Source organism: Segetibacter sp. 3557_3 (assembly GCF_004354985.1).
Classification (GTDB): domain Bacteria; phylum Bacteroidota; class Bacteroidia; order Chitinophagales; family Chitinophagaceae; genus Segetibacter.
Genome location: NZ_SMSK01000005.1, coordinates 28041 through 54696, shown reverse-complemented (window position 1 = coordinate 54696; position 26656 = coordinate 28041). Strand labels below are relative to the sequence as shown.

General features: G+C 46.4%; 23 protein-coding genes. 2 read left to right on the top strand and 21 right to left on the bottom strand.

What is annotated here, in order from left to right; genetic code table 11:
• Positions 1-92 precede the first annotated feature (92 nt).
• The 6 genes from EXU57_RS09940 to EXU57_RS09915 all read right to left on the bottom strand — a co-directional run bounded on the left by EXU57_RS09940 (position 93) and on the right by EXU57_RS09915 (position 7650).
• Positions 93-521 (bottom strand): HEPN domain-containing protein, encoded by a 429-nt coding sequence (locus tag EXU57_RS09940; RefSeq protein WP_133268054.1) that lies wholly within the window; start codon positions 519-521, stop codon positions 93-95.
• On the bottom strand, positions 518-832 hold the full coding sequence (locus EXU57_RS09935) for a nucleotidyltransferase domain-containing protein (protein WP_133268053.1): 315 nt from the start codon (positions 830-832) through the stop codon (positions 518-520). Before EXU57_RS09935 ends, EXU57_RS09940 begins: the two co-directional genes overlap by 4 nt.
• A 295-nt stretch (positions 833-1127) precedes the next feature.
• Positions 1128-2507, bottom strand: a complete 1380-nt coding sequence (gene hydA, locus EXU57_RS09930) for a dihydropyrimidinase (protein WP_133268052.1) — start codon at positions 2505-2507, stop codon at positions 1128-1130.
• Positions 2508-2601: 94 nt separating this feature from the next.
• Complete coding sequence (locus EXU57_RS09925; protein WP_133268051.1) at positions 2602-4104, bottom strand: NCS1 family nucleobase:cation symporter-1; 1503 nt, start codon at positions 4102-4104, stop codon at positions 2602-2604.
• Between the two features lie 234 nt (positions 4105-4338).
• A complete protein-coding gene (locus EXU57_RS09920) occupies positions 4339-5697 on the bottom strand; it encodes an aminotransferase class III-fold pyridoxal phosphate-dependent enzyme (protein ID WP_133268050.1) in 1359 nt (452 codons plus the stop codon).
• Between the two features lie 495 nt (positions 5698-6192).
• Positions 6193-7650, bottom strand: coding sequence for a CoA-acylating methylmalonate-semialdehyde dehydrogenase (locus tag EXU57_RS09915; protein WP_133268049.1), 1458 nt, complete (start codon positions 7648-7650; stop codon positions 6193-6195).
• A 131-nt stretch (positions 7651-7781) separates the two neighbouring features.
• Between EXU57_RS09915 and EXU57_RS09910 the strand changes: the two genes are divergently transcribed.
• Positions 7782-8390 (top strand): TrmH family RNA methyltransferase, encoded by a 609-nt coding sequence (locus EXU57_RS09910; protein ID WP_133268048.1) that lies wholly within the window; start codon positions 7782-7784, stop codon positions 8388-8390.
• Positions 8387-8869 carry a TlpA disulfide reductase family protein gene (locus tag EXU57_RS09905; protein WP_133268047.1) on the top strand — a complete coding sequence of 161 codons (483 nt, stop codon included), beginning with the start codon at positions 8387-8389 and terminating at the stop codon, positions 8867-8869. Before EXU57_RS09910 ends, EXU57_RS09905 begins: the two co-directional genes overlap by 4 nt.
• Before the next feature lie 53 nt (positions 8870-8922).
• Here the strand turns inward: EXU57_RS09905 and EXU57_RS09900 are convergent, their stop codons facing one another.
• From EXU57_RS09900 to EXU57_RS09830, 15 genes are all read right to left on the bottom strand, one after another.
• A complete protein-coding gene (locus EXU57_RS09900; RefSeq protein ID WP_133268046.1) occupies positions 8923-9171 on the bottom strand; it encodes a hypothetical protein in 249 nt (82 codons plus the stop codon).
• 108 nt (positions 9172-9279) lie between these two features.
• Complete coding sequence (locus tag EXU57_RS09895) at positions 9280-9795, bottom strand: inorganic diphosphatase (RefSeq protein WP_133268045.1); 516 nt, start codon at positions 9793-9795, stop codon at positions 9280-9282.
• 344 nt (positions 9796-10139) lie between these two features.
• Positions 10140-10745, bottom strand: a complete 606-nt coding sequence (locus EXU57_RS09890) for a thioredoxin family protein (protein WP_133268044.1) — start codon at positions 10743-10745, stop codon at positions 10140-10142.
• Between the two features lie 2 nt (positions 10746-10747).
• Positions 10748-11749 carry a YihY/virulence factor BrkB family protein gene (locus EXU57_RS09885; RefSeq protein WP_133268043.1) on the bottom strand — a complete coding sequence of 334 codons (1002 nt, stop codon included), beginning with the start codon at positions 11747-11749 and terminating at the stop codon, positions 10748-10750.
• 5 nt (positions 11750-11754) lie between these two features.
• Positions 11755-12786 (bottom strand): endolytic transglycosylase MltG, encoded by a 1032-nt coding sequence (gene mltG / locus EXU57_RS09880; RefSeq protein ID WP_133268042.1) that lies wholly within the window; start codon positions 12784-12786, stop codon positions 11755-11757.
• Between the two features lie 81 nt (positions 12787-12867).
• Positions 12868-13206: a preprotein translocase subunit SecG gene (gene secG, locus EXU57_RS09875; RefSeq protein ID WP_133268041.1), complete on the bottom strand. Its 339-nt coding sequence runs from the start codon at positions 13204-13206 to the stop codon at positions 12868-12870.
• A 1-nt stretch (position 13207) separates the two neighbouring features.
• Positions 13208-14455, bottom strand: a complete 1248-nt coding sequence (locus EXU57_RS09870) for a hypothetical protein (protein ID WP_133268040.1) — start codon at positions 14453-14455, stop codon at positions 13208-13210.
• Between the two features lie 21 nt (positions 14456-14476).
• On the bottom strand, positions 14477-14983 hold the full coding sequence (gene lptE, locus EXU57_RS09865) for an LPS assembly lipoprotein LptE (RefSeq protein WP_243745561.1): 507 nt from the start codon (positions 14981-14983) through the stop codon (positions 14477-14479).
• Between the two features lie 174 nt (positions 14984-15157).
• The gene (locus EXU57_RS09860) at positions 15158-16420 is read right to left on the bottom strand and encodes a sigma-54 interaction domain-containing protein (protein WP_133268039.1); all 1263 of its coding nucleotides are present in this window, start codon (positions 16418-16420) and stop codon (positions 15158-15160) included.
• Between the two features lie 22 nt (positions 16421-16442).
• Positions 16443-17903 carry a tRNA (N6-isopentenyl adenosine(37)-C2)-methylthiotransferase MiaB gene (miaB, locus tag EXU57_RS09855; protein ID WP_133268038.1) on the bottom strand — a complete coding sequence of 487 codons (1461 nt, stop codon included), beginning with the start codon at positions 17901-17903 and terminating at the stop codon, positions 16443-16445.
• Between the two features lie 167 nt (positions 17904-18070).
• Positions 18071-18835, bottom strand: a complete 765-nt coding sequence (locus tag EXU57_RS09850; protein ID WP_133268037.1) for a DUF4397 domain-containing protein — start codon at positions 18833-18835, stop codon at positions 18071-18073.
• Positions 18836-18854: 19 nt separating this feature from the next.
• Positions 18855-20459, bottom strand: a complete 1605-nt coding sequence (locus EXU57_RS09845; protein WP_133268036.1) for a SusD/RagB family nutrient-binding outer membrane lipoprotein — start codon at positions 20457-20459, stop codon at positions 18855-18857.
• 16 nt (positions 20460-20475) lie between these two features.
• Entirely contained in the window at positions 20476-23553 is a 3078-nt protein-coding gene (locus tag EXU57_RS09840; RefSeq protein ID WP_133268035.1) for a SusC/RagA family TonB-linked outer membrane protein, read from the bottom strand.
• 276 nt (positions 23554-23829) lie between these two features.
• On the bottom strand, positions 23830-25548 hold the full coding sequence (locus EXU57_RS09835; RefSeq protein WP_133268034.1) for an OstA-like protein: 1719 nt from the start codon (positions 25546-25548) through the stop codon (positions 23830-23832).
• Positions 25526-26560, bottom strand: coding sequence for an MlaD family protein (locus EXU57_RS09830; RefSeq protein ID WP_133268033.1), 1035 nt, complete (start codon positions 26558-26560; stop codon positions 25526-25528). Before EXU57_RS09830 ends, EXU57_RS09835 begins: the two co-directional genes overlap by 23 nt.
• Positions 26561-26656 lie beyond the last annotated feature (96 nt).

Sequence of the window (26656 nt, the reverse complement as noted above, 5' to 3'; positions counted from 1 at the left end):
CGTTTTCTACGATGAGGAAACGGAAGTATGATGTCCGTTGCTTGAAACGGCGGATAATAGCCGTCTAACAAGCACATCTTTAAGTTATACACTTATTCTTTATTGAATGTGCCAGGTGTATCAGGTGCACTTAAGTATGCATGAATCAGGGTTTCGATATAGGCAACGTACGCTTTTGTTGGATCAATGAAAGCAATGACTTCGTTCTCATCGGAGATCATGTGATCATTATAATCATCATCAATTCGTTCATGCATTAAGTTGTTGTAAAAGGCTGCATGATCAATGTTAAACAAGTCTTTGTTCACAAAATGTTCATGCAACATCTTAGATACACCTTTATGGGTTTTCGGTACGAGGTCAATGGTAAGCAACAATGCTCTTGTAGCGTGATAGCAGCTGTAATATAAGCGGCTGATAGCTGTTGTGTAAAACCTCATATTCATCAGCCCGTCTATTTCGGAAAGCAGTGATTTCGCTTTCGTTAACTTTAGCTCAATCGCTTCTGCTTTTCTGTTCATATCCTCCTGGAGCTATTATTAATCGATAAGCTTAATCCATAATAAGCAGGATCTTCCGCCCAATCTTTTTCATTGACAACCACTAAATCAATATACGAGAAAATAGCGCGACTTACCGGGTAAACTATAGAATGAAGCCGGGATTTCAAATCCTTAGTAACCGGTGCTGATGTGATAACCAGGATGTCCCAATCACTCTCGTCATTTATGATCCCGGTAGCCTGACTTCCAAAAAGGTATAGTCTGGCATCCTGAAGTTCCGCTGTTACCAGGGTCTTAATTGTGAACAATATTTCAGCTTGATCTTTCACAGGTCAAAGTTCCACTTTCTTTTAGAATATACGGTTTACGAGAAACTCATGTATGGCTTGCATATAAGCAGATTATGGTTGTCGATTACTGAAGTAATTTTTCGACCTGACTGAGAGTTTTAAATTGTAGAGCCATTGCCCACCTGCTGGGAAGTCGGGCTTTAGTGCAACAACCGTTCGAATGGCTCCAGCGGGGCAGGCTTGTACTCAACAGCTCTATGGAGCAAATCCATCGACAAACGACTTAACTAAACGACATTGACTCATAATTCTTAACTCACAACTCATAACTCTCTTAAACTATTCCATTCACCCTTTCCCGCTTTATAAATCTTCCATAGCCCTTCTGTACCAGGCATTCATTGTCCCGGATCACTTCTTTTCCCCTTAGCAATACCCTTTTTACTTTACCGGTAACTTGCCAGCCTTCGTAAGCAGAATAGTTGGTGTTCATATGATGGCTCTGTACTGATAAGGTATGTTGTTCATTTGGATCAAACAACACCAGGTCGGCATCGGAGCCGATACCAATTGTTCCTTTTTTCGGGAACATACCAAAGATCTTAGCTGCATTGGTACTTGTTACTTCCACGTATTTATTCAGGCTGATTTTTCCTGCATGTACGCCTTCGCTGTACAGGAGTTCCATCCGGTGTTCGATAGCAGGGTGTCCATTTGGAATTTTAGAAAAATCGTCTCTACCCATAAGCTTCTGTTCCCAGGTAAAAGGGCAGTGATCCGTTCCAACTACCTGCACCAGCCCCTGGTTAAGGCCGGCCCAAAGTGTTGCCTGGTCCTTTTTTTCGCGTAGCGGGGGCGACATTACCCATTTGGCCCCGTCGAAATCCTGTTCGTACAGCGAAGCGTCGAGGAGCAGGTATTGAAGACAGGTTTCAACAAATACCCGTTGGTTTCGCCGGGTAGCATTCCGAACAGCGTTTAAGGCCCCTTCGCAGGTAAGGTGAACAATGTACCCTGGGCAGCCGGTATAGTTGGTCATATCGGCAAACCGTTCTGAGGCTTCGGCTTCGGTAACTTCAGGTTGCGACAGGTAGTGGTATAATGGCGATAGCTTGCCTTCAGACCGGTGTTTCTGCACCAGGTAATCAATCATGTCGCCGTTCGTTGCATGTACGGTTACCATGCCGCCCTGTTGCTTTACTTCGTCCATAAGCCCAATCATCTGGCGATCGTCGATCATTAATGCGCCTTTGTAGGCCATAAACGTTTTAAAGCTGGTGATCCCCTCTTCGATCATTTCCCTGATCTCGGGACGGGTGCTGTCATTATAGTCGGTCACGGCCATATGAAAGCTATAATCTCCCACGGCATTACCGGTGGCCCGGCCGCTCCATTCATCAAAGGCCGACCGCAGTGAGTTTCCCTGTTTTTGCAGGATGAAGTCAATAACGGTGGTAGTACCGCCATATAGTGCGGCCTTTGTGCCCGACTCGTAAGTGTCACTGCTGAAAGTACCCATGAAGGGCATCTCAAGGTGTACATGCGGATCTATACCACCGGGGAATACTAACAAGCCAGACGCATCAATCAGGTGATCCACGGTATCGTCAAGATCTTTCCCGATTGCCTGTATGACCTCTCCGCTGATGAGGATGTCGGCGATGAAGTCTGCCCCTGCTGTAATGATCCTCCCGTTTTTGATGATCGTTTTCATGTGCTGAAAGCTATGCCTTTGTTTATGTTGGTGGGTGTCCACTTTCGATAGTATCCTGAGTAAGCCGAAATGACTAGGGACAAGTAATCGTTTTTTACCCCAATTCAGTTGAGAAATTTTTGCTCACGTGCACAGTTGGCCGTGTTACCGGTGTACCCTTCATGAGCAGGTAGTATACCAGGCCCGACACAAGAAAGCCGGCAAACCATGCATAGTGATATATGTTGAGTACCCAGGACCAGATGGAATCGGGATATACAAGTTGAACCGTTGCAAGAAAGCCGGGCACATTGGGCAGGATACCAAGCAGCAATGCGATTACGGCTTTATAGTTTAACCCCCGGGTGAAAGTATAAAGGCCATCCAGCTGGTAGAGTTCATCCACAACCAATTGTTGTTTGCGGATGAAATAATAGTCCGCGATCATGATCCCGCCAATCGGTCCCAATAGGCTGGAGTAACCGACCAGCCAGGTGAATATATATCCGCTTGGATCAGCAATCAACTTCCAGGGGAAGATGAGTATACCAATGATACCGGTGATATAACCTCCTGTTCTAAAGTTGATCTTTTGCGGTGCGAGGTTTGCAAAGTCGTTTGCGGGGCTCACAATGTTGGCAGCGATGTTCGTGGCAAGGGTAGAGATCGCAACTGCAATCATGGCAACGCTTACCAGCAACTTGCCTTCGAACCTGCCTGCAAGCACAAGCGGGTCCCAGATGGTTTCGCCATAAATGATGACGGTGGCCGAAGTAACTACCACCCCGATAAATGAAAACAAAGTCATGGATGGGGGCAGGCCAATGATCTGTCCGTTGATCTGTGCCTTCTGGCTTTTGGCGTAGCGGGTAAAGTCGGGAATGTTCAGCGAGAGCGTCGCCCAGAAGCCAACCATACCCGTAAGTGCGGGAAAGAAGAAGTTCCAGAAAGCGTTGTGGGTGGCAAACTTCGAAGGCTGATTAAGGATCGGGCCAAGGCCCTTGCCCGCGCTGATTGCCCAGAACAACAGGGCAAGTGCGGCCACTGGTAAAAAAAAGGCTTTGAAAAGTAGCAGCTTCTTAATGCTTTCCACACCAAGGTAAACGACAAACATGTTCAGCAACCAGAATAAGAAAAAGCAAATGGCCGGTCCCGTCTGGAGGGTCCATGAGGTAGGAAACACCTGGGGTAAACTGTCGATGGCAGGGATCCAAAGCCGCACCATCAGGTAGGTAGCATATCCACCGATCCATGCTTGTATGCCAAACCAGCCGCAGGCAACAATCGCCCGAAGCAAAGCTGGTATGTTTGCGCCCCGTACACCAAAGCTTGCCCGTGCAAACACCGGAAATGGGATCCCGTATTTGGCACCTGCATGCCCGTTCAGGATCATTGGAATAAGTACAATGGTATTGCCAAGAAAGATGGTAAGAATTGCCTGCCACCAGTTCATCCCGCCACCGATAAGCGAACTCGCCAGCATATAAGTCGGTATGCAAAGACTCATACTGATCCATAAGGCGGCATAGTTCCATGTCGTCCACGTACGTTTATGCACCGGCACGGGTGCAAGGTCTTCGCTGTAAAGTAATGACGACTTAGGAGACGCGGTTGACATTGAGTGTTTTGAATTTATAAGTCGTGTGATAAACGAACTTTATTCAGGGGTATGTTGTCCTTCTTTGATCGGATTACTATATTGGCTCCCCGGAAACATTTGAAACAAGTTAGGGTGTTATTTTAAGCGATACGAACCGAGGCGTAAAGGCTGTTTTTCCTCAGCTTTTACAGGGTTTGCATACATTCAGGATGTAGCATACAACGTCCAACATAAGTCTTCCTAATCCGTGTTCTATACCACTTCGCCATCTGCAATCTTTAGTGCCTCACCGATAATCGCCAGCCCTTCGTCAATCTGTTCACGCGTAATACACAGGGGAGGAGCAACAAATACATAACTCCACCGCACGAATGTATACATGCCGAGTTCCCTGATTTTTGCAGCAACCTTATTCATCACCTCCATTTCATGCGGTTTGGCGTTAAAGGGAGCAAAGGGCTCTTTTGTCTGCCTGTTTTTTACAAGCTCTATGCACCCAAGTAAACCCGTATTGCGGCAGTCGCCTATGCTGGGATGTTTAACTTTCATCTCTTCCAGTCGCACATCAATGTATTTGCCCATTGCATGCGCATTGCCAATCAGGTTTTCGTCTTCATAAATGGCAAGTGTTTCGAGGGCAGCGGCACAACTTACCGGGTGAGCGCTGTAAGTAAGACCGAGTGGCAACATGATGTCGTCGTACTTTGCGGCGATCTTGTCAGTAACCATCAGGCAGCCGAATGGCAGGTAGCCCGAAGTAACTCCCTTTGCCATTGCAATCATATCGGGAACGATGTTATGGTTTTCAAAACCAAACCATTTGCCGGTTCTGCCAAAGCCACTCATCACCTCGTCGATAATCAGCAGAATACCTTGCTGGTCGCAAATGACGCGCACCGCTGCAAGATAACCTTCAGGGTATTGCAGGCACCCGGAAGAGCCTGACTCGCCTTCCAGCAAGATGGCTGCAATATTGCCCGGACCTTCGTACGCGATTGTTCTTTCCAACTGCGCGACCGCGTCCTTTAGTAAATTTTCGATACCATAGTTCCAACGATACAAGTACGGAATATCAATGTACACAAAATTAGGCGCCTGCTGTGCATCGGCGGGCAGCTTGCGCGGATCGCCGCCGGCAGACATTACCCCATAAGTTGATCCATGGTAAGACTGGTAGCGACTGATGATCTTATGCCTGCCCGTATATACCCGTGCAAGTTTAATCGCGTTTTCAATGGACGTTGCACCGCACAAGGTGAAAAATGCTTTGTTCAGATCTCCCGGGCAAATTGACGCAAGTTTCTTCCCCAGTTCTCCACGAACCCGGGTAACGCATGAAGGGGTAACATACGCTACCTGTTGCATCTGGTCGGCTACTGCACGGGTTATGCGCTGGTTGCCATGCCCGATGTTCACGTTCATCAACCCCGATGAAAAATCAAGGTATCGTTTACCATCGTAATCGTACAGGTAAACCCCTTCGCCGTACTTTACGGCAATCGGATTGATACCCTTTTGCTTACTCCAGGAGAACAAGGTATAATCGAGATTATCCTGTATGATCTCTTCGGTTTCTGTTTTCCGGTCTATAACTGAATCGAGTAAACTCATGTTGGTTGATTTAAGGATTACCGGGGCAAAAAGTGTAAAGTCAAAATTCAAAAGTCAAAAATCGAAAGTCAAAAATCAAAAGTTAGAAATCGAGAGTGAAAACGGGTATTTGCCATTATAGCTGATATTGCTCGTCTAAAATAGAGATGCCAAGGATTCAACTTTTTTTATGTTCCCGGCGACATATCTCTACCCGGCTCCGGTTGTGTCACTCACTTGTACGGTATATTTTCAAGCAGCAATGAAAAACCTGGCCCTGATAAACGACAATGCTTCAACTTTTATCATAGCTCATGCGTCATGTCTTTCCACTTATTGCAGAGATTCCTCATTCCTCGCGGTGACAGGAACATCTAACCTTCATCATTTAGCATTTAACATACTCATCACTTGCTACAGAGATCCATCGTGCTTCGAGATGACAGGGACACTGGTAATGCTCAATTCATCACTCTTAATTCATCACTCTTAACTCATAACTCCTCACTCTTTTCCTCAGCTCATCCAATTCACCCCTGCTTCGGCGTTCCACTTAATGGTACTTTTCTTAAGCTTCGTCCAGAATTCAATAGAGCTTTTACCGGTAATATCACCAACGCCAAACTTGCTTTCATTCCAGCCGCCAAAGCTAAACGGCTCTCTTGGTACCGGCACACCTACATTTACGCCAACCATTCCGGCACTGGCCCTCTCTATGATATACCGGGCTACGCCACCGTTTTGGGTAAACACCGACGCGGCATTGCCATATGGATTAGCGTTTTCAATAGCAAGTGCTTCATCCACGGTATTTGTTCGCATGATGCTAATCACCGGTCCGAAAATTTCTTCTTTGGCTACCGACATGCCTGGTGTTACCCTGTCAATAACGGTTGGTCCAACATAGGTTCCGTTTTCTTTGCCTTCCACCTTTGTTCCGCGGCCGTCTACCAATACTTTCGCACCCTGTTCTTCGGCTTCTGTGATGTATTGTTCGATCCTTTCTTTGGATGCCTTATTAATTACTGCGCCCAGGTTTTCACCGGGAATGATCTTGCGCGCCTCTTCGCAGATTTTTTCAATGATATGGTCCACGTTGCCAACCCCAACCATTGCTGAGGCCGCCATACAACGCTGTCCCGCACAACCGCTCATACTGGCGGCCACATTTTGTGCCGTCATCCCAGGGATAGCGTCGGGCATAACCATGAGGTGATTCTTTGCACCCCCTAATGCCAGGCATCTTTTGTAATTACTGGTTGCACGTTGATAAACCAACCTGGCAACTCTTGTTGATCCGACAAAAGAAACGGCTTCTATACCGGGGTGATCACAGATGCCCCCGACAATCTCCTCGTCGCCGTGCACGATGCTGAATACGCCGGGGGGCAACCCTGCTTCGGTTAGGAGTTCAGCCAGCCGGCCACAACTAATGGGTACTTTCTCCGACGGTTTGATGATCATGCAATTGCCCAGTGCAATGGCATTCGGAATGGTCCAATTAGGTACCATGCTGGGAAAGTTGAAAGGCACGATTGAAGCAACAACGCCAAGGGGAACGTGTTCAGTCCGGCATTCAACACCACGGCTGACCTCAAGGAGCTCGCCGGTAACGAGCTGTGGTAACGAACAGGCAAATTCGGTGAGCTCTATGCACTTTTCAATTTCAGCGATTGACTCACCAATCGTTTTCCCGTTTTCTTCGGAGCACAGCGCGGCAAGTTCCTGCAGGTGCTGTTCCAAAAGGTATTTGTACTTAAAGAATACCTGCACCCTTTCTTTGATCGGGGTCTTTGACCAATGTTGAAATGCTGCCTTTGCCCCGCTTACGGCATCATTAAGATCTGCGGCATCTGATAGAGGAACTTCTGTAAGCAAAGTGCCATCGCCAGGAGAGATCACCTCCAGTTTGCGATCCGACGCGGATTCGATAAAATTGCCGTTGATGAAATTTTTTAGGCGGGGGTATTTCATGGATCCTTATCGGGTTTGAGGGTTGTAAACATTAAATATAATTCAATCTCTTTATGGAAAGTACAGCCTGGTTTTAAACTTTTTTGGGATAGTTGACCGGGCTAATGCATTTTTGTTCCTCGATTTATAAGATGACTCCAGAGCGCAGAAACAAACTTTTAACGGTTTTAAACCAACGGCAAAACAACCTTACGGTTTTGCTGGAGAACGTATTTGATCCGCACAATGTTTCGGCGGTAATGCGCAGCTGTGATGCAGTGGGCATACAGGAAATGTACATTTTGAATACCCGGATTCCACCACATAAGAAGTGGGGCTTTCGCAGTAGCAGCAGTGCCAACAAATGGCTCACCGTTCACCAGTTTACGGATACAGCTTCGTGTATGGAGGCGCTCAGGAGCAAATACGACAAAATACTGACTACACATCTCGAAGGCAATTCAGTTAGCTTATACGACATTGATTTTACAAAGTCGGTCGCACTGGTTTTTGGGAACGAACATAGCGGTGTAAGTGAAGAGGTTCGGCAGGTGGCAGATGGAAATTTTATCATACCGCAATATGGTATCATCAGGAGTTTAAACATTTCGGTAGCTTGTGCCGTATCCATCTACGAGGCTTCCCGCCAGAAGAAGGCTGCGGGGCATTACGAGAGACCGTCGTTGCCAAAGGACTTCAGGGAGTCCTTGTTGAATGAATGGGGGTTTAAAGACAAGGATCATCTAAATGAACCATTATGAAAAATTCTATTCTTATTGCAATGCTTGTGCTCAGTTCATTTTCGGTGATTGCGCAATCGAAAAACAGCATTCCAAAAATAAGTGCGGCAGACGTTAAAAAGATGATTGACACAAGCACCGGTCCGATGATTGTAAATTTTTGGGCCTCGTGGTGCGGGCCATGTATACGTGAGATACCGTATTTTGAGAGCGGTGTTGAAAAGGCTGGTGCACCGGTAAGGCTGGTGTTGGTAAGCCTGGATTTCCCCGACGCATACCAGAAAACCCTGCCGGCGTTTGTAAAGTCGAAAGGTTACAAATCGAAGGTGCTGTACCTGAACGAAACCAATGCAGATAAGTTCATTCCGATTATCGACAAAAACTGGCAAGGGGCAATCCCGGCGAGTATTTTTGTAAACAACAGCAAAAAATACTACCAGCTTTACAATCAACAATTAACAGAAAAAGGCTTTGAGCTTGAGCTCAAAAAGCTCTTGTAGTCCGCTATTCAGCATCGTAGATGTTTATTGACTTGCCTGGCCTCAGTACGCCATCAGGTTGCTTTTCCTTTTTGCTCCCAATGATCTTTGATGACTTTGCCCTCCGGATCCCGCTTTAGCGTTCGCGCATAACGTTCGCCCTTTACAGTGCCAGCAGCTGTTCTTTTTCCAATAAACAACAAAATAGGATTGCCATCTTCGTCTGTTTTAAACGACAGATCGTTTCCCTTGAAAGTCAGGTCCACCATTGTTGATGGCTCATATTTCTTGCTTAGTAATTTTTGTAATTGTGGGTTGATCATCTGTCGATTTTGTAGTGGTGTTTTCGGGTGTTGATGAGTAATCTGTTGAAAGCAACTTTACTATGGGGCCACCGTTTGATGTTCTGCCGGATCCAGTTTTAAACAGGGTTAACCAGCAGCCATCTTCCTGATCATAGCCAGCGCTTCATTTTGCTCCAGTAAGCGCTGCGGCCGAAAGTCGATACCATCATGTTGGTGTACATTTTTGAAAAAGGAGATGATTTCATTCAGAACGTTTTCCGCAAGGTGTTCAAGCCCGGTGATGTTGCTGTAAATCAGGCTCTCATTAGCTACTGCAATCACCCGGTCGTTGTTCACGATACTGCCATCCGCCGACGTTTGTTCTGCGCAAATCATACCCAGTACGCTTGCCTGCACGAGGCATCCCGGGTAAACGGCTTCATCCATCAGGACGAGTATGTCTAACGGATCTCCATCGCCTGAGCGGGTTCCGGGAACGAATCCAAAATCAAAAGGGTACACCATGCCTACAGGCAGCACCTTCTTGAGACGTATGATCCCGAGTTCGGGATCGTAAACATATTTGTTCCGGCTGCCCGCGGGGGTTTCGATGATTGCATTGAGCAGGTCGGTTCCCGGTATAAGCGGCGGAGGAAGCTTCATACCGTTCTTCTTCAAAAAATGTACCCCTGAACCGGGTAATCAAAACTATTACAAGCCCATAGTGGGGTTCATTTTAGCAATCGAGGGGACACTTTGTCTTGATGTAGATTTTTGCTTTTAATAAACTGGTCAGTCTTTAACTGCGGGATTAAAGCCCAATAATGAGATAAAGTTCACGGCAGGCGGATAGAAGTGGATACCCCGCTGAGGCCGCTGTGTGTTGGCGCTTGTGGCGGAGTAGCAACGAATAGCCGCTGACGCTGCCCGGCAAGGGTTTGAAGAAGACTGCCCGTAAAAAATTCAAAATTCAAAATCCAAAATTCAAAAAAGGAAAAAGTAGGAAGCTATTCGGCGCGTTTGATGCCGCAGCCTACGGACCGGGTTTGTTTTACAGCAACGTCGCGACCGGATTTTACCTCCGTCATTGCAATAGCGAGATGATTACGCTGTGCATCAGCTGCCTCCTGGTTGTCGTCGATTGCACCATGATAAACAAGCTCCTGCTTTGCATTAAACAGGAAACATTCCGGCGTACGGGTAGCGCCAAAAGCATTGGCTAGTGCGGATTTGGTATCTACAACATAGGGCGCATTTTGGTAGCCCTGTGCTTTGGCATATTGCTTCATTGCTTCAAACGAGTCGTCGCTATTCCGGTTGGCTTCATTCGCATTTACAATCAGTACCCCTATACCATTTTCCTCCGCTGTGCGGATGGCCTGTAGCGTACGACCCTGGTATTTCTTCACTACCGGGCAGGTATTGCAACTAAACATTACGAGCACACCATTTTTGCCCATGGCATCTTTAATGGAAAATTCTTTTCCGTCTACGGCCTTCATTTTAACGTCGGCAAGCGGAACTTTTGCACCGGGTTTCAAAGCGGTGAATTGCTGCGCTATGGCAGGAGCTGTAAACAATGCAACCAAAAGGCAAATGGATAAGGTTCTCATGTTTATTTTTTTAGATGATTCAAGGTACGGCTATCGTCCTTCTGAATCAAACCGCTTAATTCTTTTTGCCGCCGCTCATCGGCTTCGGCTTTGAGATAGGTAATGCTGACATTAAGTTCGAACCCGATTAGCAGGATAAGCGAGTTGAGGTACACCAACAGCATAAGGATGAGCAGGGTGCCAATAGAGCCATAAACTTCATTGTAGTTTCCAAACTGGTTGACCCAAATGGAAAAGAAGTAGGTGGTAAGAATTGTAAGTGCGGTTGAAAGAATTGCACCCGGCGAAAATGTATGCCACCGCTTCTTTACTGCGGTTCCATACTTGTAAATGAATGTAATGCTGTAAAAGAAAAGGCTAAAGGTAATGACCCAGCGGAGCAGCTTGATCCAGCCAACTGCTTCGCCTTTGATGTGAAACCATTTAAGTAATTTCTCGAAAAGGATACTTTGACCGATCAGCAACAAGATAACCCCAATCACTAGTCCGAACATGATCATGGTCATTTTCAGCGCCTTCCATCTTTTTACAAGGAAGTTCTCTTTCCGGGCGTGTTGATATATGGACTTGTCGAAAGTGCGTAATACCCCAAGCATAGCGTTTGAGGCGTAAAAAACAAAGAGCAGGAAGCTAAAGGACAATAGTCCGACCCTTGGCGTAAGTATGAAGTCGCTAATGAATTTTTGTACCCAAATGTAGATGTCAACGTTTTGGGTAATGGTACGGGTAAGCCGTAGTAGCTCTGCGGTAAATTGTTTTGATATGGGTAACCAGGGCAAAATTGTACAAAAGCAAATCAGTACTGCAGGAATAGCCATCAGGAAATTGAAAGCTATGGCGGAAGCACGGTCGGACAGCCCTACACGTTGTACCTGCTTGAAAAAAAATACGAATACGTCGTATAAGGGAACACCATAGAAGCCTGGTAAGATGATTTGCTTGCTTTTAAAAATGATAAAAGCAACAGGAGTTGACCGTAATATGATACGTTCCAGTTTGGTCACAAAGGCTATGGTTTTTGCTTCCGCTGCATATATTCATCAAGTGCCCTCTGGTACTCGGCTGCATATTTACGATGGTCGGCAAAATTGCTTGCAAAGGTGTGATAGCCTGAGAAGTCGCTTCTGGCTACAAAAAAGAGGTAGTCTGTTTTTGGCGCCTTGAGTACTTCGTCGATTGTTTTTGGCGAAGGGGTGCAAATCGGGCCGGGAGGCAGGCCGGTATTGCGATAAGTATTATAGGGTGAGGCTACATCAAGGTGCTTGTGATAAATTCGTTTCAGGGCGAAGTCTTTCAGGGCAAATTTGACTGTTGGGTCGGCGCCAAGCGGCATACCCTTATCCAGCCGGTTGATGTATACGCTGGCAATGTTTCCTTTTTCGTCGTTTTTGTTGGTTTCTTCTTCTACTATGGAGGCAATGGTATAAACCTGTAATGGGGTAAGACCCTGTTGTTCGGCTTTCTCGCGGCGTCCATTTTTCTTCCAGAAAGCTTGCTGTTCGGTTTTAAGCCGACCGAGTATCTTGTTTACGGGGGTTGTCCACAAAAGGGTATAGGTGTTTGGGATAACGATGGTCATAAGCGTATTGCTGTCTACATCCAGGCGAGCAAGACTATCCGGGTTATTCAGGAAGCTCATCACCCTGGTAGAATCGGTTTCGAAGTACCTGTCAATCAGTTTTGCAAGGTCCTCCTTAACCCTAAGCTTAAGAATGGTAAAGTTTACGGGTGATTGCTGGTTGTTGCGAATCATGCGTGCAATGCCAAGCACGCTTTGTCCCTTCTTAATTTCGAAGCGGCCGGGCTTAACCTTGTCCCAAACTTTGAGCCGGTTGGCGACCCACTCGAACATGCCGGGACTGCTCAACAAGTTGTTGGTGCGTAAACTATCCATGACCGCATCTTTGGTAGCTTTCCCGGTGCCGATATACAGGTACCGGTTTTTCTCGCTAAAAGCAGTACCACTACCAAGTATGAACCACGCAAAAATGCCAGCCCCGATGATGATTAAGAGTAACAGTACCAGGATGATCTTTTTCATATACAAAGCTCAAAATAAATAAAAAAACCCTGTCGCTATTAAAGACAGGGTCGGTAAGTTAAGTTATATCAACCTTTGAGCCTAACGTACAGGCGCAGGTGCAGGAGTACCCGAGGCCGGAGCAGCGGGACGTGGAGCTGTTGTTCCCTGGCTGGTGTTGATTTTATTAAGTGGATTCGCGTTATCATCAGCGTCGCCTTGCAGGAAAAGTGATGATACGAGGCATAATACAGCAATTACACTAGCAAAAATCCAGGTCCCTTTTTCAAGTACGTCCGTTGTTTGTTTAACACCCATAAACTGGTTGCTGAGACCAGCAACGTTGCCGGATAAGCCACCACCTTTTGGATTTTGAACCAGTATGATAAAGCCGAGTACGGCAGCACAAAGAACGATCAGAATCAGGAAAAGAATTGTCATCTCAGGAACCTTTAAGTGTTTGTATTTTGGCGGCAAAGTAAGCGCTTTTGTCAGGATTTAAAAAACTTAATTTGTCGTAGAGCTGTAGCGCCTGCTCGGTTTTGCCTTGTTTAACGAGTACCTGTGCCATGGTTTCAGTTACGACATCGCGGGGGGTATTGGACGTGTCAGCAATCTTCTGAATGGTTGTTTCGAGGTGGTTGTCTTTTACGGTTTCAAGTGCATCTTCGGGACCGAGCCGTTTCATATGTTTCAACCACTGTGTAAACTTTTTTAATTGTTTACCCAGTTTGTCGTCGGGGTTGGCGTCGAGCACGAGCTGTATTCCCTGGGAAGCAAAGTAGTCGATCGTATGGTAAGGTTCAAAGGGAATACCGCCGTCGTTTGCCGCCTGGTGTGGGTTGATGAGGGCTTTTGTTCTTGCTTCAATGTCTTTTGAAAACGTTGTATGCCCCTCGAGACCTGCAGCAACCTGGCGTTCAAGGTCGGGTTCAGCGGGGGCCTTGGCTCCCCTGTTCTCATCTGATTCGGCCGGAAGGGTTGCGGGTTCTTCGTGGTGGGTGATTTCAAGCAGCAATTGTTCATCAGCCGCAAGCTCCTCTTCTGAAACACTTACGGGTTTTGGGACCTCTGCACTGATTTCATCAGCAGCAGCCAGGCTGCCAGCAGCTTCTTCTCCTGGTGCTGTAGTATCCGGCTGGTCGGAGTAGGGTATTGTTTCACCACTTGCAATTTCCTCCTGTATCACCTCTGGTTCGGGATGAAGTTCATCAGGAATTTGCTGATCCTCATCCTCCAAAGCGGGACCAGGCTGATTTATCAATCCGGTATTTGCTGGTGATGGTTCTTCGGAATGGACTAAAGCGGGTTCGCTGATAAACGAAGGTGCTTCGGTTAGAGTGGCGACATCAGTTTCCTCAGCCAATCCTGCATTTGCTGGTGATGCTTGCTGGGCAGGATGCTGCACTGGTTCTTCAGTGAACTCCGGGCTGCTAAGCTCATCGGCAGCCTCCACGGAATACAGTTGATAGTGCAGCCAAAAAGGGTCGTTGATATACACCGCGGTCTTGCGGGCCTGTTGTAAAAATCCCTCTTCGGAGCTTTCTTTGAGTTTACGGCAAAGCAGCAGGTGTGGTAGTGAGAAGTAAGGGTATTCCCGGGAGAGTTGTTGAAGATCCTCTGCAGTTACCTTATTAATATCCTGTTGTTGGGTAACAAGATGTAAGGCCTTTTGAAGGGATAGGTTCATGGCGTGAAAATACGACTTCGCTTACCAATTGGAGAAGATGCGGTTGAATATTTCGTCGGTGACGTTCTTTATAATTTCTTCGTTCAGTGATGCTTCGGCCTGGGTAAGTGAGAGGTTTGCGTTGAAGTCGAAGTTTCGGGAAAGGTCGAATTCTTCCGTTTTGTTGGTTAGAGTATTTCTAAATACGAGGTGAACACCAACGGTAAGCCGGTTTGTGGCAGATTGTTGATTGGATATACCGGCAGTAGAAACAGAATAGTCTGACACGTATCCGCTGATCTGGTAGTGGGCGTCGTCGCTGTTGGTTCGGGTGAGCCGGGTTTGGTTTACAATTTTTTGCTGTAAACGATCCGTCAGCCTTGGGCTCAGCTGCGGGTTAACATACCGCGCCTTGTTTTCAATAAAGCCGATCTTGATGGTCTTAACTTCCGGGGGTATCGTTACGTCTTTAAAAGAATAAACCCGGCATGAGCCGAGGACAATACACAGGCAGGTGGCTACCAAAACAAAGCTTCTGTATGACTTCATGGAGATCAAAGTTGCGGCATTATCGTGGTAATCGCGAACGGTTTGCAAGTATTATATCATTTTTAGGAAGCAGCAGGTTTGCAACCGCAAGAGGAGCCAACGCGAAATCTTCAGCGGTGCGTGCTTCCGCAATGTATCCTGTATGTAAAAGCAATGTACACCCGAAAACCAGGCTTATTCATCTATGTCGTACTCCTTCAATTTACGGTACAAGGTTCTTTCACTGATTCCCAGGTCTGAAGAGGCGTCTTTTCGTTTGCCCTTATGTTTTTTCAAAGCTTTAATGATGAGTTCTTTCTCCTTGTCCATGATGTTCAGCGACTCTTCAACTTCTTCATGATGGTGGATATCATCATGGTGATAGATGACGGGTTGATTATTGACAACAGTTGGATGCGCCAGTGCGGGTGTGGGAGGAGCAGCGTGTTCGCCATTTGTGGCGCCATAGTCGTTTAGCAGGCTTTCCCTGGCAAAAGCGGCAGCGGATGTGGTAGACGAAGGGTTCTGCAATATTTCGACAAACATTTTTTTGAGTTCCGTTACGTCTTTCTTCATGTCGAAAAAGAGCTTGTAGAGGATCTCGCGTTCATTTGCGAATTCATTTGAGCCACCTGTCGGGGTTCCCGCATGCGCAAGCACAGGAAGCCGGTTTTGGTTGGTCTCGGGCAGAAAACGCCTGAGTTGCTCGGTGCCAATGTGCTTTTCGGTACTGAGCACAGAAATTTGTTCGGCAATGTTTTTCAGCTCGCGAACATTTCCTTTCCAGGGGTAAGATACCAGCAGGTTTCTTGAGTCTTCATCCAGTTGAACAGGTGTGGTTTTATACCTTTCAGCGAAGTCAACTACGAATTTCCTGAAAAGAATAGGAATATCTTCGGGACGGTCGCGAAGGGGTGGCACCCGGATTGGAACCGTGCTTAAACGGTAATAAAGGTCCTCCCTGAATTTACCGTTCTGCGTAAACTCCAGTAACTCCCGGTTTGTTGCAGCGATTACCCGAACATCGGTTTTTTGTACTTTGGAGGAACCCACCCTGATAAACTCTCCCGTTTCCAGTACGCGCAAAAGCCTGGCCTGGGTGCCTAAAGGCATTTCTCCAATTTCATCCAGAAAGATTGTTCCACCACTTACTGTTTCGAAGTAACCTTTACGGCTATCTACCGCACCGGTGAAGGAACCTTTTTCGTGGCCAAAAAGCTCGGAGTCGATTGTTCCTTCGGGAATTGCGCCGCAGTTAACGGCTATAAAAGGATTGTGTTTGCGTGCTGAGAGTGCATGAATGATCTGTGAAAAAACCTCTTTACCAACCCCACTTTCACCCACGATAAGAACACTCAGGTCGGTGTTGGCTACCTGGACCGCTACATTTAGTGCATGGTTAAGGGCGGCGCTGTTTCCAATGATCCCGAACCTGTTTTTTATTGATTGTATTTCCATTCAATTCTTCTTTTTCCAATTCCTAAATTGATTCTTCTACCACACTGGTGATCTCGCCAATCAGTGTTGCGCCGGTAACTTTCTTCACTTTTACCGTAACGTAATTGCCTTTGGTAAGCGGACGATCGTTTTTGGGAAAAACAACCACTTTGTTTTGACTACTACGCCCGGACCAATCGCTTTCACTTTTCCTGGAGTTGCCTTCGATCAGAACTTTAAAGGTTCTCCCAATATCGCGGATATTGCTTTCCATAGAGAGCCTGTTTTGCAGCTTTACGATTTCATCAAGCCGTCTTTTTTTGACATCCAGCGGCACGTCGTCGAGGTACCTGCGTGCTGCAAGCGTTCCGGGCCGTTCGCTGTAGAAGAACATATAGCTCATATCGTAACCGCTGAACTGCAGTATGCTAAGGGTATCCTGGTGGTCTTCTTCCGTTTCCGTGCAAAAGCCGGCAATTACGTCGCTGCTGATGCTGCAATCGGGAAGGATCTCGCGGATGCGGTTTACTTTAGCCATATACCACTCTCGTGTATAGGTGCGGTTCATGAGTTGTAAAACACGGGTGCTTCCGCTTTGTACCGGTAGGTGAATGTACTTGCAGATGTTTTCATACCTGGCCATGGTAAACAAAACCTCGTCAGTAATATCTTTCGGGTGAGATGTGCTAAATCTTACCCTTAGTAGGGGACTGATCAGGGCGACCTTTTCGAGCAGGCCTGCAAAAGTGACCTCGGAAAGTTTGTCTGCGGCGGGTTCATTGGACAGGGCAGTCCAGAAGTAGCTGTCAACGTTTTGGCCGAGCAGGGTAACCTCGCGATATCCCTGGTTGAATAGTTCGGTGCATTCGTGCACAATTGAAGCAGCATCCCTGCTTCGTTCGCGGCCACGTGTAAATGGAACGACACAAAAACTGCACATGTTGTTACACCCGCGCATAATGCTTACAAAAGCTGTTATGCCATTGCTATCTAACCTGACCGGGGCAATATCCGCATATGTTTCGTCGCGGCTGAGCAGCACGTTTACGGCTTTTTGGCCGGTTTCCGCTTCTTCGATAAGTAAGGGTAGTGTTCGATAGGCGTCGGGACCAATTACAAGATCCACCAATTTTTCTTCTTCGAGCAACTTGCCTTTCAGGCGTTCGGCCATACAACCCAATACGCCCACCAGCATACTCCGTTTGGCAAGTTTGGCTTTTTTAAATTCTGTAAGGCGTTTGCGAATGGTTTGTTCTGCCTTCTCCCTTATCGAACAGGTATTTAACAGAACGATATCGGCCTCTTCAAGAATTTTGGTGGCGCCATAACCTTCTTTATTGAGAATTGAAGCAACTATTTCACTATCAGCAAAGTTCATGGCGCAGCCATAACTCTCGATCATAAATTTCTTCCGGTAAAGCTTCTCCTCCTGAATTGCAGGTGCTAATACCTCTCCCTGCCGCGCTTCATTGTGCACCTTTGAACTTATTTCCGCTATTTCCATCAAACCAGATTTTGGAGCGCAAAAATAAGCAAAATTGATGGTATGTGACAGCTTGGCAGAGTACAACAAAAAAAAGAGCCACCTTTTTAGGCGGCTCTTTCTTAAAGATATTTTGGTGATACCGGGTTGCCGTGCCTTGTTCTAGGCCTAAGCAGGTAATTTGCGGCTTACTGGTTGGTATAAAAGGTTATCAGCGGGGCGGTTGTTGTAACAGTTGATCCAAACCTTCCCCGGGCAAACCAGGTATATGTTCTTTTTTGAACGGGTGTCTGAAGCAATTTTGCCAAAACGATCGGGGTTCCTGCTAAACGTAGTTCAATTTCGTCCTGGGTGGAGTATACCTTCATCTCCCTGAATCCCGTTGATCCTTTGTACGGAACATTGCTGAAGATGATTGCATTTTGGTTTTTCGAGTAAACGTCGACTGAAAGCCCGGCGGGAATACCGTAGACCAGGTTTACAAACCGTGCTCTAAAACTTGAGTCGGCGATCTGGTTGAAATTAACCAGGCTGTCATTTACGACTACAGTGCTAAGCACCGGGAAAGAGTCTACCAGGAAAACTGAGTAGTTCCTGCCTTCGGTTACACTCAACCTGCCAACATCGATGGTTGCTCCCGGAGAAACCGTAGCGTTTGTTGGTACCCTTACTTTTAAAACATCGTCGTAGGGCTGAAGAACCGCATAATCGTTAGAAGGGTAGGTGGAACCTACTGCAGTTCCCTGTAATATGCCACCTGTTGCAACCAGGGCCGCCGAAAATTTAAAGGTCGTATCCTTGCCGTAGAAGATAACACCCGGTGCATTAAATGAAGTGTTGATAAACTTAACCTTTGCGCCTACCGAGGGCAGCGACGGATCCACGTAACCATCACCTTTTTCGCAGGCAGTGAAAGCAAGTGTAATTATTATTGCAGCTATTAATATTCTCATTATGTTATTGTTTAAGTGATTAAGGCAATGCGAACCAAACGGGGAGCGTATGAAAGTCGGCATTCATTCCGCCGATTTCCGTTAAAGCCTCGATGTTCCAGATGTATTCAGAATTGTATCGTGGACGCAGCCTTTGTACCACTTTTGTATTGTTGTCGGTAAACAGCGGGTTGGGTACATTAAAGCCATTGTAAATCGCAGGATCGTAATCGTTTCTTCTCATATCAACCCATACTTCATGTGCTCCCCAGCCGTACAATGCGATCCATTTCTGCATCATGATCTTACTCAACGTGAGTTCAGCAGCGGAGGCGGGAACAATTGCGGGATTTGTTGTGTAGGCTGTTTTTTGGGCTGCTGTAATCAATGAAGTACCGCTTCCTGGTGTATACCCCGTTTTTGAGTATCCGGGTATTGTGCCTACAAAGTCAAGGCTGGCGGATATGCCTTTCTTATAAGCTTCGTATGCAAGTTGAGGCTGGTTGCTTCTAAAAGCAGCTTCAGCAATAATAAACTGCATTTCTGCATAGGTCATCATTGGAACAGGGGCGTCATTTCTCCAAAGGTACTTTCCAGGCTGGGTAAGTGTTGGCAGGGTTCCCATAACCAAACCATACATATTCGGAACACGTTGCGCAACAACGGTGATTTCAGTAACACCCCTGGCCGGGTTAAGTCCGCGATAAACACCGTCGGTACTTGGATACAACATCAATGGTAATCTCGGATCAGTAACTTTTACACCACCAAACAGGGTGCTGTCCATAAGTGCGATGGCATACCTGCTTTGGCCCATTGCGGAAAAAGCTTCTTCGCTGGCGATCGTTGCACGTGATTGTCCAAATGGACTTGCATCTGCACCAGAAGCACCTTCAGAGGGCGTCATTGCATCATCTGCATTACTTGCAAAAGCCCTGTCGGCAAAGTAGATTACGGAGTCAGGCTTATAGAGTGCAGATTTCTTGCTCAGGTGATTATAGTTTCTTGCAAGTACAGCGTATACAAACTTGATCCATTTTGTGCGGTCGCCTTTATAGACCTGGTCGCCCCTTCCAAGTGATTGGGTCGACACTTTTCCGTCAGTTTTGTTTAAGTACATCAAGGCCGTATCGCAAAACCTGCGTACTGCCATGTAAACATCCTCCTGCTTATCGTAGCGGAACGAAGTTTTACCTGGTGTAAAAGCCTCGTTAAGGATAATCTCACCATGAATGTCGGTGATGGTTTGGTAACCATATGCCTTAAGTGCATAACCCACTCCGGCATAGTCCCATTTCTCATTTGCTATTGCATCCTTAATCATATTGATCAGGTTATAGCCACCTCTCCAATAAACGGCCCGAAACATTGCGGAACCCCTGTCGGTATTCCTTACATATCCATGCTGGTCCCATTGGTCGCCCGAGGTTGATCCGTATTGCCACATCTGTACGTAGCGGCCCATGTAACGATTATCAACCTGTACACTTTGGGAGTAGTTCTGGAGGATTGGGGTGAGGAGCAGAGCCGCTTCAACCTGGGTAGGATTATTCGGGTCGTTGTTTACGTCAAGGTATTTTTTACAACTGGTCAGGCCTGACAGCATCGCCAGTGAAACCAATATAATAGAAAGTATTTTTCTCATGATCGAATTGCAATTTTTAGAATGATACGTTAAGACCAAGGTTGTACACCCGGGGAAGAGGAAGGTTTCCGTAGTCAAAGCCAGAGCCACCGCTTCCACCTTGCGCTGCACTGGTTCCATTTACTCCAGGATCGCCACCGGTGTAGTTGGTGATCATAAACAGGTCTGTAGCAGTAAAGAAGATTCTGCCAGTTCTGATGAAACGTGTTTTCTCAAGCAGCTTCTTTGAAATATTATAGCTGAGGGTAACATCTCTCAAACGAAGCCAGTTGATGTCGTGCTCAATAAACATCTCATCTGCGGCGCCGGTCTGGTAAAAGTTTACGCTATTGAAGTATGGGATGATCTGGATGTTGTTTTTTGTAGGTGTCGCTGTGTTTTCCAACCCATCTCTAAGTACGCCATCAAAGATCCTTGGTGTTTCACGATCAAGGGTTTTAAGGCTTAAGCCATTGCGGTACATGTAAGACTCAGTAGCATTATACACGTCGCCGCCTTTACGTAGGTCGAGCAGGAAGCTTAAGGAAAGGTCTTTGTAAGTAAATGAGTTGTTGAAGCCCATTAAGAAGTCGGGGTTTCGGTCGCCAACAATTTTCCAAAGCGACTCACCCGTAGGCAAACCAGTTGAGGGATTAATCAGCACCTGGCCGGCATTATTTACCTGGAAGGTTTGTCCGCTGAAGGTAGTTAATGGTCCACCTACGCGAACACCATTTCTAACGTCGCGATAAAGCCAGGTATCGGAGTCATAAAATTCCGGAATCTGATCTGAAAGTCTAACCAGTTTGCTGTTGATCTTATTAAAGTTCACTGAAGTGTTCCACCTGAAATTTTTGTTTGAAACAGGGATTGCAGATAATGTTGCTTCAACACCCTTGTTGTAGAGTTCTCCGCCATTTACGGTTGCAAGAATAAACCCTGTAGCATAGCTGCCTCTCAAATCACGAAGGATCTGGTTGATACTGGTTTTTTTATAGTAAGCGACGTCGAGGGTAAGCCTGCTTTTGAAAAAGCTCAACTCAGTACCTACTTCAAATGATGTGATGTGCTCAGGGATCAGGTTCGGGTTTGGCCCGGTAAAACCATAAGAAAATCCACCGCCGGTTGTTGTTTGTGCTTCATAAGCCGGGCTTACTTTAAAGGGAGGTGCATCTTTACCAACACCTGAATAAGCAAACCTCAATTTTCCGTAGCTCAAAGTGTTTCCAAATATTTCCTTCTTTTTATCGAACTCGGTAAATACGACACTCAACGTATGCGCATCGTAGAAAAAGCTGTTGTTTTTAAACGGCAGGGTGGATGACCAGTCGTTTCTTGCTGAATAGGTATAAAATATTGCGTTGTCGTAACCAAGTGTAGCTTCACCAAGTACACTAACCCTGCGGATGTTGGTAAGAGAAACTTTTGACCGCTGTGAAGTTGTGGTGGTATTGTTTAAAGAGTTGAAGTTTGGATCGAGGAAGCCGATGCCGCGAGTTGCGAGTACATTGGTGCGGTAGTCGTAATTGGAGCCACCGATCCTTGCTGTCGCTACCAGCTTATCTTTAAGAAAGGTCTTTCTTGCGGTTGCAAAATAAGTAGCCGTAAACAGCCGTGTATTGTCGGCCGCCTGGTCGAGTGAACCACCAAGGGAGGTACCACGAACCGACTCCGGGTGGTACAAAACGCTGTAGCTGGTGGTATAGTTGTCAAGCCCGATGCGGCTGGTTAAGGTTAGCCAGGGAGCAACAAATGCGGTAAGACTAAAGTTCCCGGTAAAGCGGTTGCTCTCGTCGTACAACTTATTTTTATTTACGTCGAAGAAGGGGTTTTCGATCTCTGTACCAAGGGTAGTAAACTTCTTGCGGGTTCCACCAGGAGTAAGGTAATCTGTTACATCAACATCGGAGGGCCACTGCATCAATCCAAGCAGGAAGCTATTATTACCCTTTGACACCTTGCTGTTTTTTGTATTGATGTACTGGAGGTTTGTTTCCAGGTTTAGTATCCTGCCAACTTTTTGTGTGCCACTAAGACCAAGATTCAAACGGTCGTATTTAGTCGTAGGAATCACTCCGTCTCTTGTTGCATATGCGCCTGAGAAACGATATGTGGTATTATCGGAACCACCTTCTAAACTGAGGTTGTGGCGTTGCGCCTTACCTGTTTGAAAAAAGCTGTTCAGGTTGTCGAAGAACTGGGTATTCGGCGCGTATTTCGGACCAAAGTAGGTAATCACATTGTTATCTGTTACCCCGTTCAAACCCTGATCGTAAACACGCTGTAGCTGAGGAAGGTTCTGTACTTTTTCAACCGTAAAGTTTGAGCTGTAATTTAAACGGCCGGTGCCTGCTCTACCTTTTTTCGTGGTGATGAGGATGACCCCATTTCCTGCATCGAGGCCATAAAGGGCAGAGGCTTCAGGACCCTTTAAAACCGTAATTGATTCGATATCGTCAGGGTTGATGTCGCTGATCCGGTTAGCAAAGTCGATGGTCCTGTTTTCGGTTTGGGTGATCAGTGCATTTGCGCCAAGCGTTTTATTATCGATGGGTACTCCATCGATTACAAACAGGGGATTATTGTTGCTGGTGAGCGATGTGACGCCCCGTAAATTAATGCTCACTGATGAACCGGGCATACCGCTGGTTGCAGTAATGTTAGCACCGGGAACCCGTCCGGCGAGTGACATCAGGAAGTTGTCTCTTTGTGTGCCTGCAACTTCGTCTCCTTTAATTTCTGTTACTCCATAGCCAAGTTCACGCCTGGCTTTTTTAATACCCAGTGAGGTTACAACCACCTGGTCGAGCTCTCGATCGGCTTTGGCGAGTTTAACGCTGATGACATTTGAAGTGGATACTTTAACGTCGGTTGACTGAAAGCTGACATAGCTAAAACGAAGTACATCGCCAGCTGATGCACGAATGCTAAAAGCCCCGGTGTTGGTTGAAAGCGTGCTCCGGGTTGTTTTGGTATTTACAACCGTAACACCTTCCATCGGAGTTCCGTTTTCCTGTGAGACAATTGTTCCCGTTACGGTTTTTTCCTGGGCATAAGTGAGAAGGGATGTCAATAGCATGACACCAATGAAAAGCAAAAGCCAGATTTTCCTCATGTGCGTAAAGTTTGTAAAGCGAAAATTATAATAAAATGTTAACCTCGAGACATAAAAGATTGTGGTTACGCTGCTTGGAAAGCAGGCACCTTATGGCTTGAAGAATTGTTGGATGGACTGTAAACTATGACTAAAGCGAAAGCAAATACGTTGCGCCTGCAAGGATGTTACCTTGTACAGGATCAAAGAACAGCATGTTCAAGCTGGTGTTAGCTTAAGGCAGGCGTAAGCCCGGGACGTAATAGTAAAACCGGTTACAATAGTACGGATTAACCCTTAGCTTCCAAATAAATCTGACCTTGATTTAGGTCGCCTGTCTTCGAGCCACTTGAAACCACGAAGTTTCATTTCTTCGGGATTCGATTGTTTGATAGGGGTTACCGTACCCTGGAGATTATTGATGAAAACGACACGGGAAGGTTTCCTGTCGGCGAAGTATATATTGATAACATCGGAGGTGGAGCGGTTGACGCCAAAAAATGCACCCTGGTCGTCTACGCCATAGTAGATGTTTTCAGCGCTTCCTTTGGCTTTCATGAAGTTGATGTTTCCCTGGTTGAAGTAACCGTTGATGAAGTTGCCCTTAACCTGGTTGTAGAATTGCTGATCGATCTTGCTTACTGCCAGGCCATTCTCATAAACCCTGAAATGATCTGGCTTGCGGTTGCGCGTGAACAGGTATATGGTATCACCGGTAACCTGGTTGCCCTGCGCCCATACAACAGGATTTTTAAACAGCCTGAAGGCTGAGTCCTGGAACGAATAGAACATGCTATCGCCGATGGCCTGCATGCTGTCGGAAAAGATCTTTACATTAAAATATGCCTCAAAAAATCGATTGCCACTTGAGTCACCTTTTGCCCTGGCGGGTTTTGGCGCGACGGTGCTGTCGGCCTTTTTGATGTTGTTGGCCCTTTTGACGAGACCAATTTCCTGGGTAGTGTCGGGGGCCGGTGAGCTATCGGAAACGGTAGCGGTGTCGACAAATATATTTGGAACCTGCCTTGTTTTTTGGAGCTCGGTCAATTTGCCGGAATAGAGCGTGTCGGCACTAACGTAGATGCTGTCCGTACCTTGTTTGATAATCATCAACGGCTTCTGGGTTGCGAGGATGGCGCCAGTTCGATTATTCGATTTCATGTTGTTTGCAATGATCGTATAGGCGCCCGCCGTATCCTTGCTATTGTATACCGCATTGCCCTGGGCTTCGCCATAGCCTGATGCTTCGTCGAAGGCAATATCATTTGCGATCAATGTGTAATCCTTGTCTTCAATCTTTGGACGCTTGCCGAAAACGGCTTTCTTGTTTTTTAGGTCGTAGTAGCCTTCGGAGGTAGTAACCGTTCGCTGGCCGCTGGTGATTTTAGTTGGCACCACGAACCTGGAAATCTCTGTATAGGTGTTGTAAAGGAGTGTGTCGGTAACTACCCGGTACTCAGGGTCAATTAATACAACCTTTTTCTTGAAGATTACATCACGGGTGTCGCCATAATAATAGCCTTCCTGGCTGGTTAGTACGGTTTTGCCATTAACGACCTTGCCACCCTTTACATAAGTGCCAATCTTGGTCAGGGTATTATAGTCAAGCTCGTCGGTGGTAAGCACTCCCTTTCCGTCAGTAAGCTTTACTTTACGCCTGAGAATAGCTTTCTTATCCTTACCGTAGTACTTGAGATATTGGGAGTAGGTATGTATACTATCGGCGTCGTTGATGTGGATGTTGCCAAATGCCTCGAAAACATTGTTGACCTGGTCGAGGACCGCGCTATCACAATAAAACAAGGTTTTATCCTGCCTGAGTTCCACATTTCCTGCAACGGAAACAAAGTTTCCAACCGAGTCGAGTTTCTGAAAGGTATAGCGGTTAGCCTTGAGAATCTCCAGCTTTTTGGAGGTGCTATCATTTGCTACAGTTACCTGTGCACGCAAAGCAGTAGCAGAAAGAGCCGCAAGAAAAAGGAAGAAAAGACGCTTAATTTGTACTTGGTACTTCATTGGCTTTAACGATGGCCGTATCCATAACCGTTACCGGAGCAGTAAGTGGCTGAGCCTTGGCTTTACCTCCAAAGATAGAGATGCTTACATACCGTTTTGGGTTGATGCGGATATCATCCATCAAGGTATTAAGACTGCGGGTAGTGTTTGCAAGGTTCGTATAGATTTGTTTATCATTTAACAAAAGTCCAAGTGTTCCCTCTTTGCTATCCATCTTTGCTATGCTTGCCTGAAGTGTGGCAACAGCAGTTTGCATTTGGTCGAGTGTGCCTTTGATATCGGCTTTTGAAAAACTGGAACTGGCAGTTTCGAGGTTGGTAAGGGTAGACGTTATTCGCTCGTTGTTGCTGGCGAGGTTGGCAGTTACTGCATTTACATTACCAAGTGAGGCAGCAAGCATTCCGCCTTCTGTACCCAGGATCTTTTGCAATGTATTGGCTGAAGCAACGAGACTGCGGGTGATGGTATTGAAGTTCGCCACCGTATTCTGCATATTGTTTTTGGTGTACGGATCGAAAATGCTGTTGATGTTACGCATTACCGAGTCGAGCGTTTGAATGGTAACCTTTACCTGGTCAATTACCGGGGTTACTTTATGTGAAAGGTCGCCCAGCAAACCTGGGTTATCCACCGTATAAACGGTATCGCCTGATTTAAGGTAAGTTTTGTTGTTGCCCAGGCTGATCTCCACCGAACTGCCACCTAATGGATTTTGGTTAATGCTTGCAAGCGAATTATTGGGTATGTTCAGGTCCTTACTCATCTTGATCGCAACAATAATGGTATCGAGGTTTTTGTTTGCTTCCTCCAGCTCGTAAACTGCACCAACCTGCAGTCCGTTTATGAAAACCGGGTTTGAAACCATTAATCCTTTGGTGTCCTTATATTTAGCGTAGATGAAGTTGCCGCTTTTGAACAGGCTTTTGCCCTTGAGGAAATTAAATCCGAGTATAAGTAAAGTGATCGCGATGGCCGTTAAGGCACCAACTTTCGTCTCATTATTGATTTTCATGAATAAAACTTTTGTAAAAGACTGTAGCTTAAAAAACTAAGCCACCAACAGGGTGTGAACAAAAGTACGGATAAATAGTGCCGGTTTAGAGCCCCT

Excerpts from the sequence above, each read along its gene's own strand:
- EXU57_RS09940 (WP_133268054.1), bottom strand. The coding sequence starts at position 521 with ATGAACAGAAAAGCAGAAGCGATTGAGCTAAAGTTAACGAAAGCGAAA.
- hydA (WP_133268052.1), bottom strand. The coding sequence starts at position 2,507 with ATGAAAACGATCATCAAAAACGGGAGGATCATTACAGCAGGGGCAGAC.
- EXU57_RS09925 (WP_133268051.1), bottom strand. The coding sequence starts at position 4,104 with ATGTCAACCGCGTCTCCTAAGTCGTCATTACTTTACAGCGAAGACCTT.
- EXU57_RS09920 (WP_133268050.1), bottom strand. The coding sequence starts at position 5,697 with ATGAGTTTACTCGATTCAGTTATAGACCGGAAAACAGAAACCGAAGAG.
- EXU57_RS09915 (WP_133268049.1), bottom strand. The coding sequence starts at position 7,650 with ATGAAATACCCCCGCCTAAAAAATTTCATCAACGGCAATTTTATCGAA.
- EXU57_RS09910 (WP_133268048.1), top strand. The coding sequence starts at position 7,782 with ATGACTCCAGAGCGCAGAAACAAACTTTTAACGGTTTTAAACCAACGG.
- EXU57_RS09905 (WP_133268047.1), top strand. The coding sequence starts at position 8,387 with ATGAAAAATTCTATTCTTATTGCAATGCTTGTGCTCAGTTCATTTTCG.
- EXU57_RS09900 (WP_133268046.1), bottom strand. The coding sequence starts at position 9,171 with ATGATCAACCCACAATTACAAAAATTACTAAGCAAGAAATATGAGCCA.
- EXU57_RS09895 (WP_133268045.1), bottom strand. The coding sequence starts at position 9,795 with ATGAAGCTTCCTCCGCCGCTTATACCGGGAACCGACCTGCTCAATGCA.
- EXU57_RS09890 (WP_133268044.1), bottom strand. The coding sequence starts at position 10,745 with ATGAGAACCTTATCCATTTGCCTTTTGGTTGCATTGTTTACAGCTCCT.
- mltG (WP_133268042.1), bottom strand. The coding sequence starts at position 12,786 with ATGAAAAAGATCATCCTGGTACTGTTACTCTTAATCATCATCGGGGCT.
- secG (WP_133268041.1), bottom strand. The coding sequence starts at position 13,206 with ATGACAATTCTTTTCCTGATTCTGATCGTTCTTTGTGCTGCCGTACTC.
- EXU57_RS09870 (WP_133268040.1), bottom strand. The coding sequence starts at position 14,455 with ATGAACCTATCCCTTCAAAAGGCCTTACATCTTGTTACCCAACAACAG.
- lptE (WP_243745561.1), bottom strand. The coding sequence starts at position 14,983 with ATGAAGTCATACAGAAGCTTTGTTTTGGTAGCCACCTGCCTGTGTATT.
- EXU57_RS09860 (WP_133268039.1), bottom strand. The coding sequence starts at position 16,420 with ATGGAAATACAATCAATAAAAAACAGGTTCGGGATCATTGGAAACAGC.
- miaB (WP_133268038.1), bottom strand. The coding sequence starts at position 17,903 with ATGGAAATAGCGGAAATAAGTTCAAAGGTGCACAATGAAGCGCGGCAG.
- EXU57_RS09850 (WP_133268037.1), bottom strand. The coding sequence starts at position 18,835 with ATGAGAATATTAATAGCTGCAATAATAATTACACTTGCTTTCACTGCC.
- EXU57_RS09845 (WP_133268036.1), bottom strand. The coding sequence starts at position 20,459 with ATGAGAAAAATACTTTCTATTATATTGGTTTCACTGGCGATGCTGTCA.
- EXU57_RS09840 (WP_133268035.1), bottom strand. The coding sequence starts at position 23,553 with ATGAGGAAAATCTGGCTTTTGCTTTTCATTGGTGTCATGCTATTGACA.
- EXU57_RS09835 (WP_133268034.1), bottom strand. The coding sequence starts at position 25,548 with ATGAAGTACCAAGTACAAATTAAGCGTCTTTTCTTCCTTTTTCTTGCG.
- EXU57_RS09830 (WP_133268033.1), bottom strand. The coding sequence starts at position 26,560 with ATGAAAATCAATAATGAGACGAAAGTTGGTGCCTTAACGGCCATCGCG.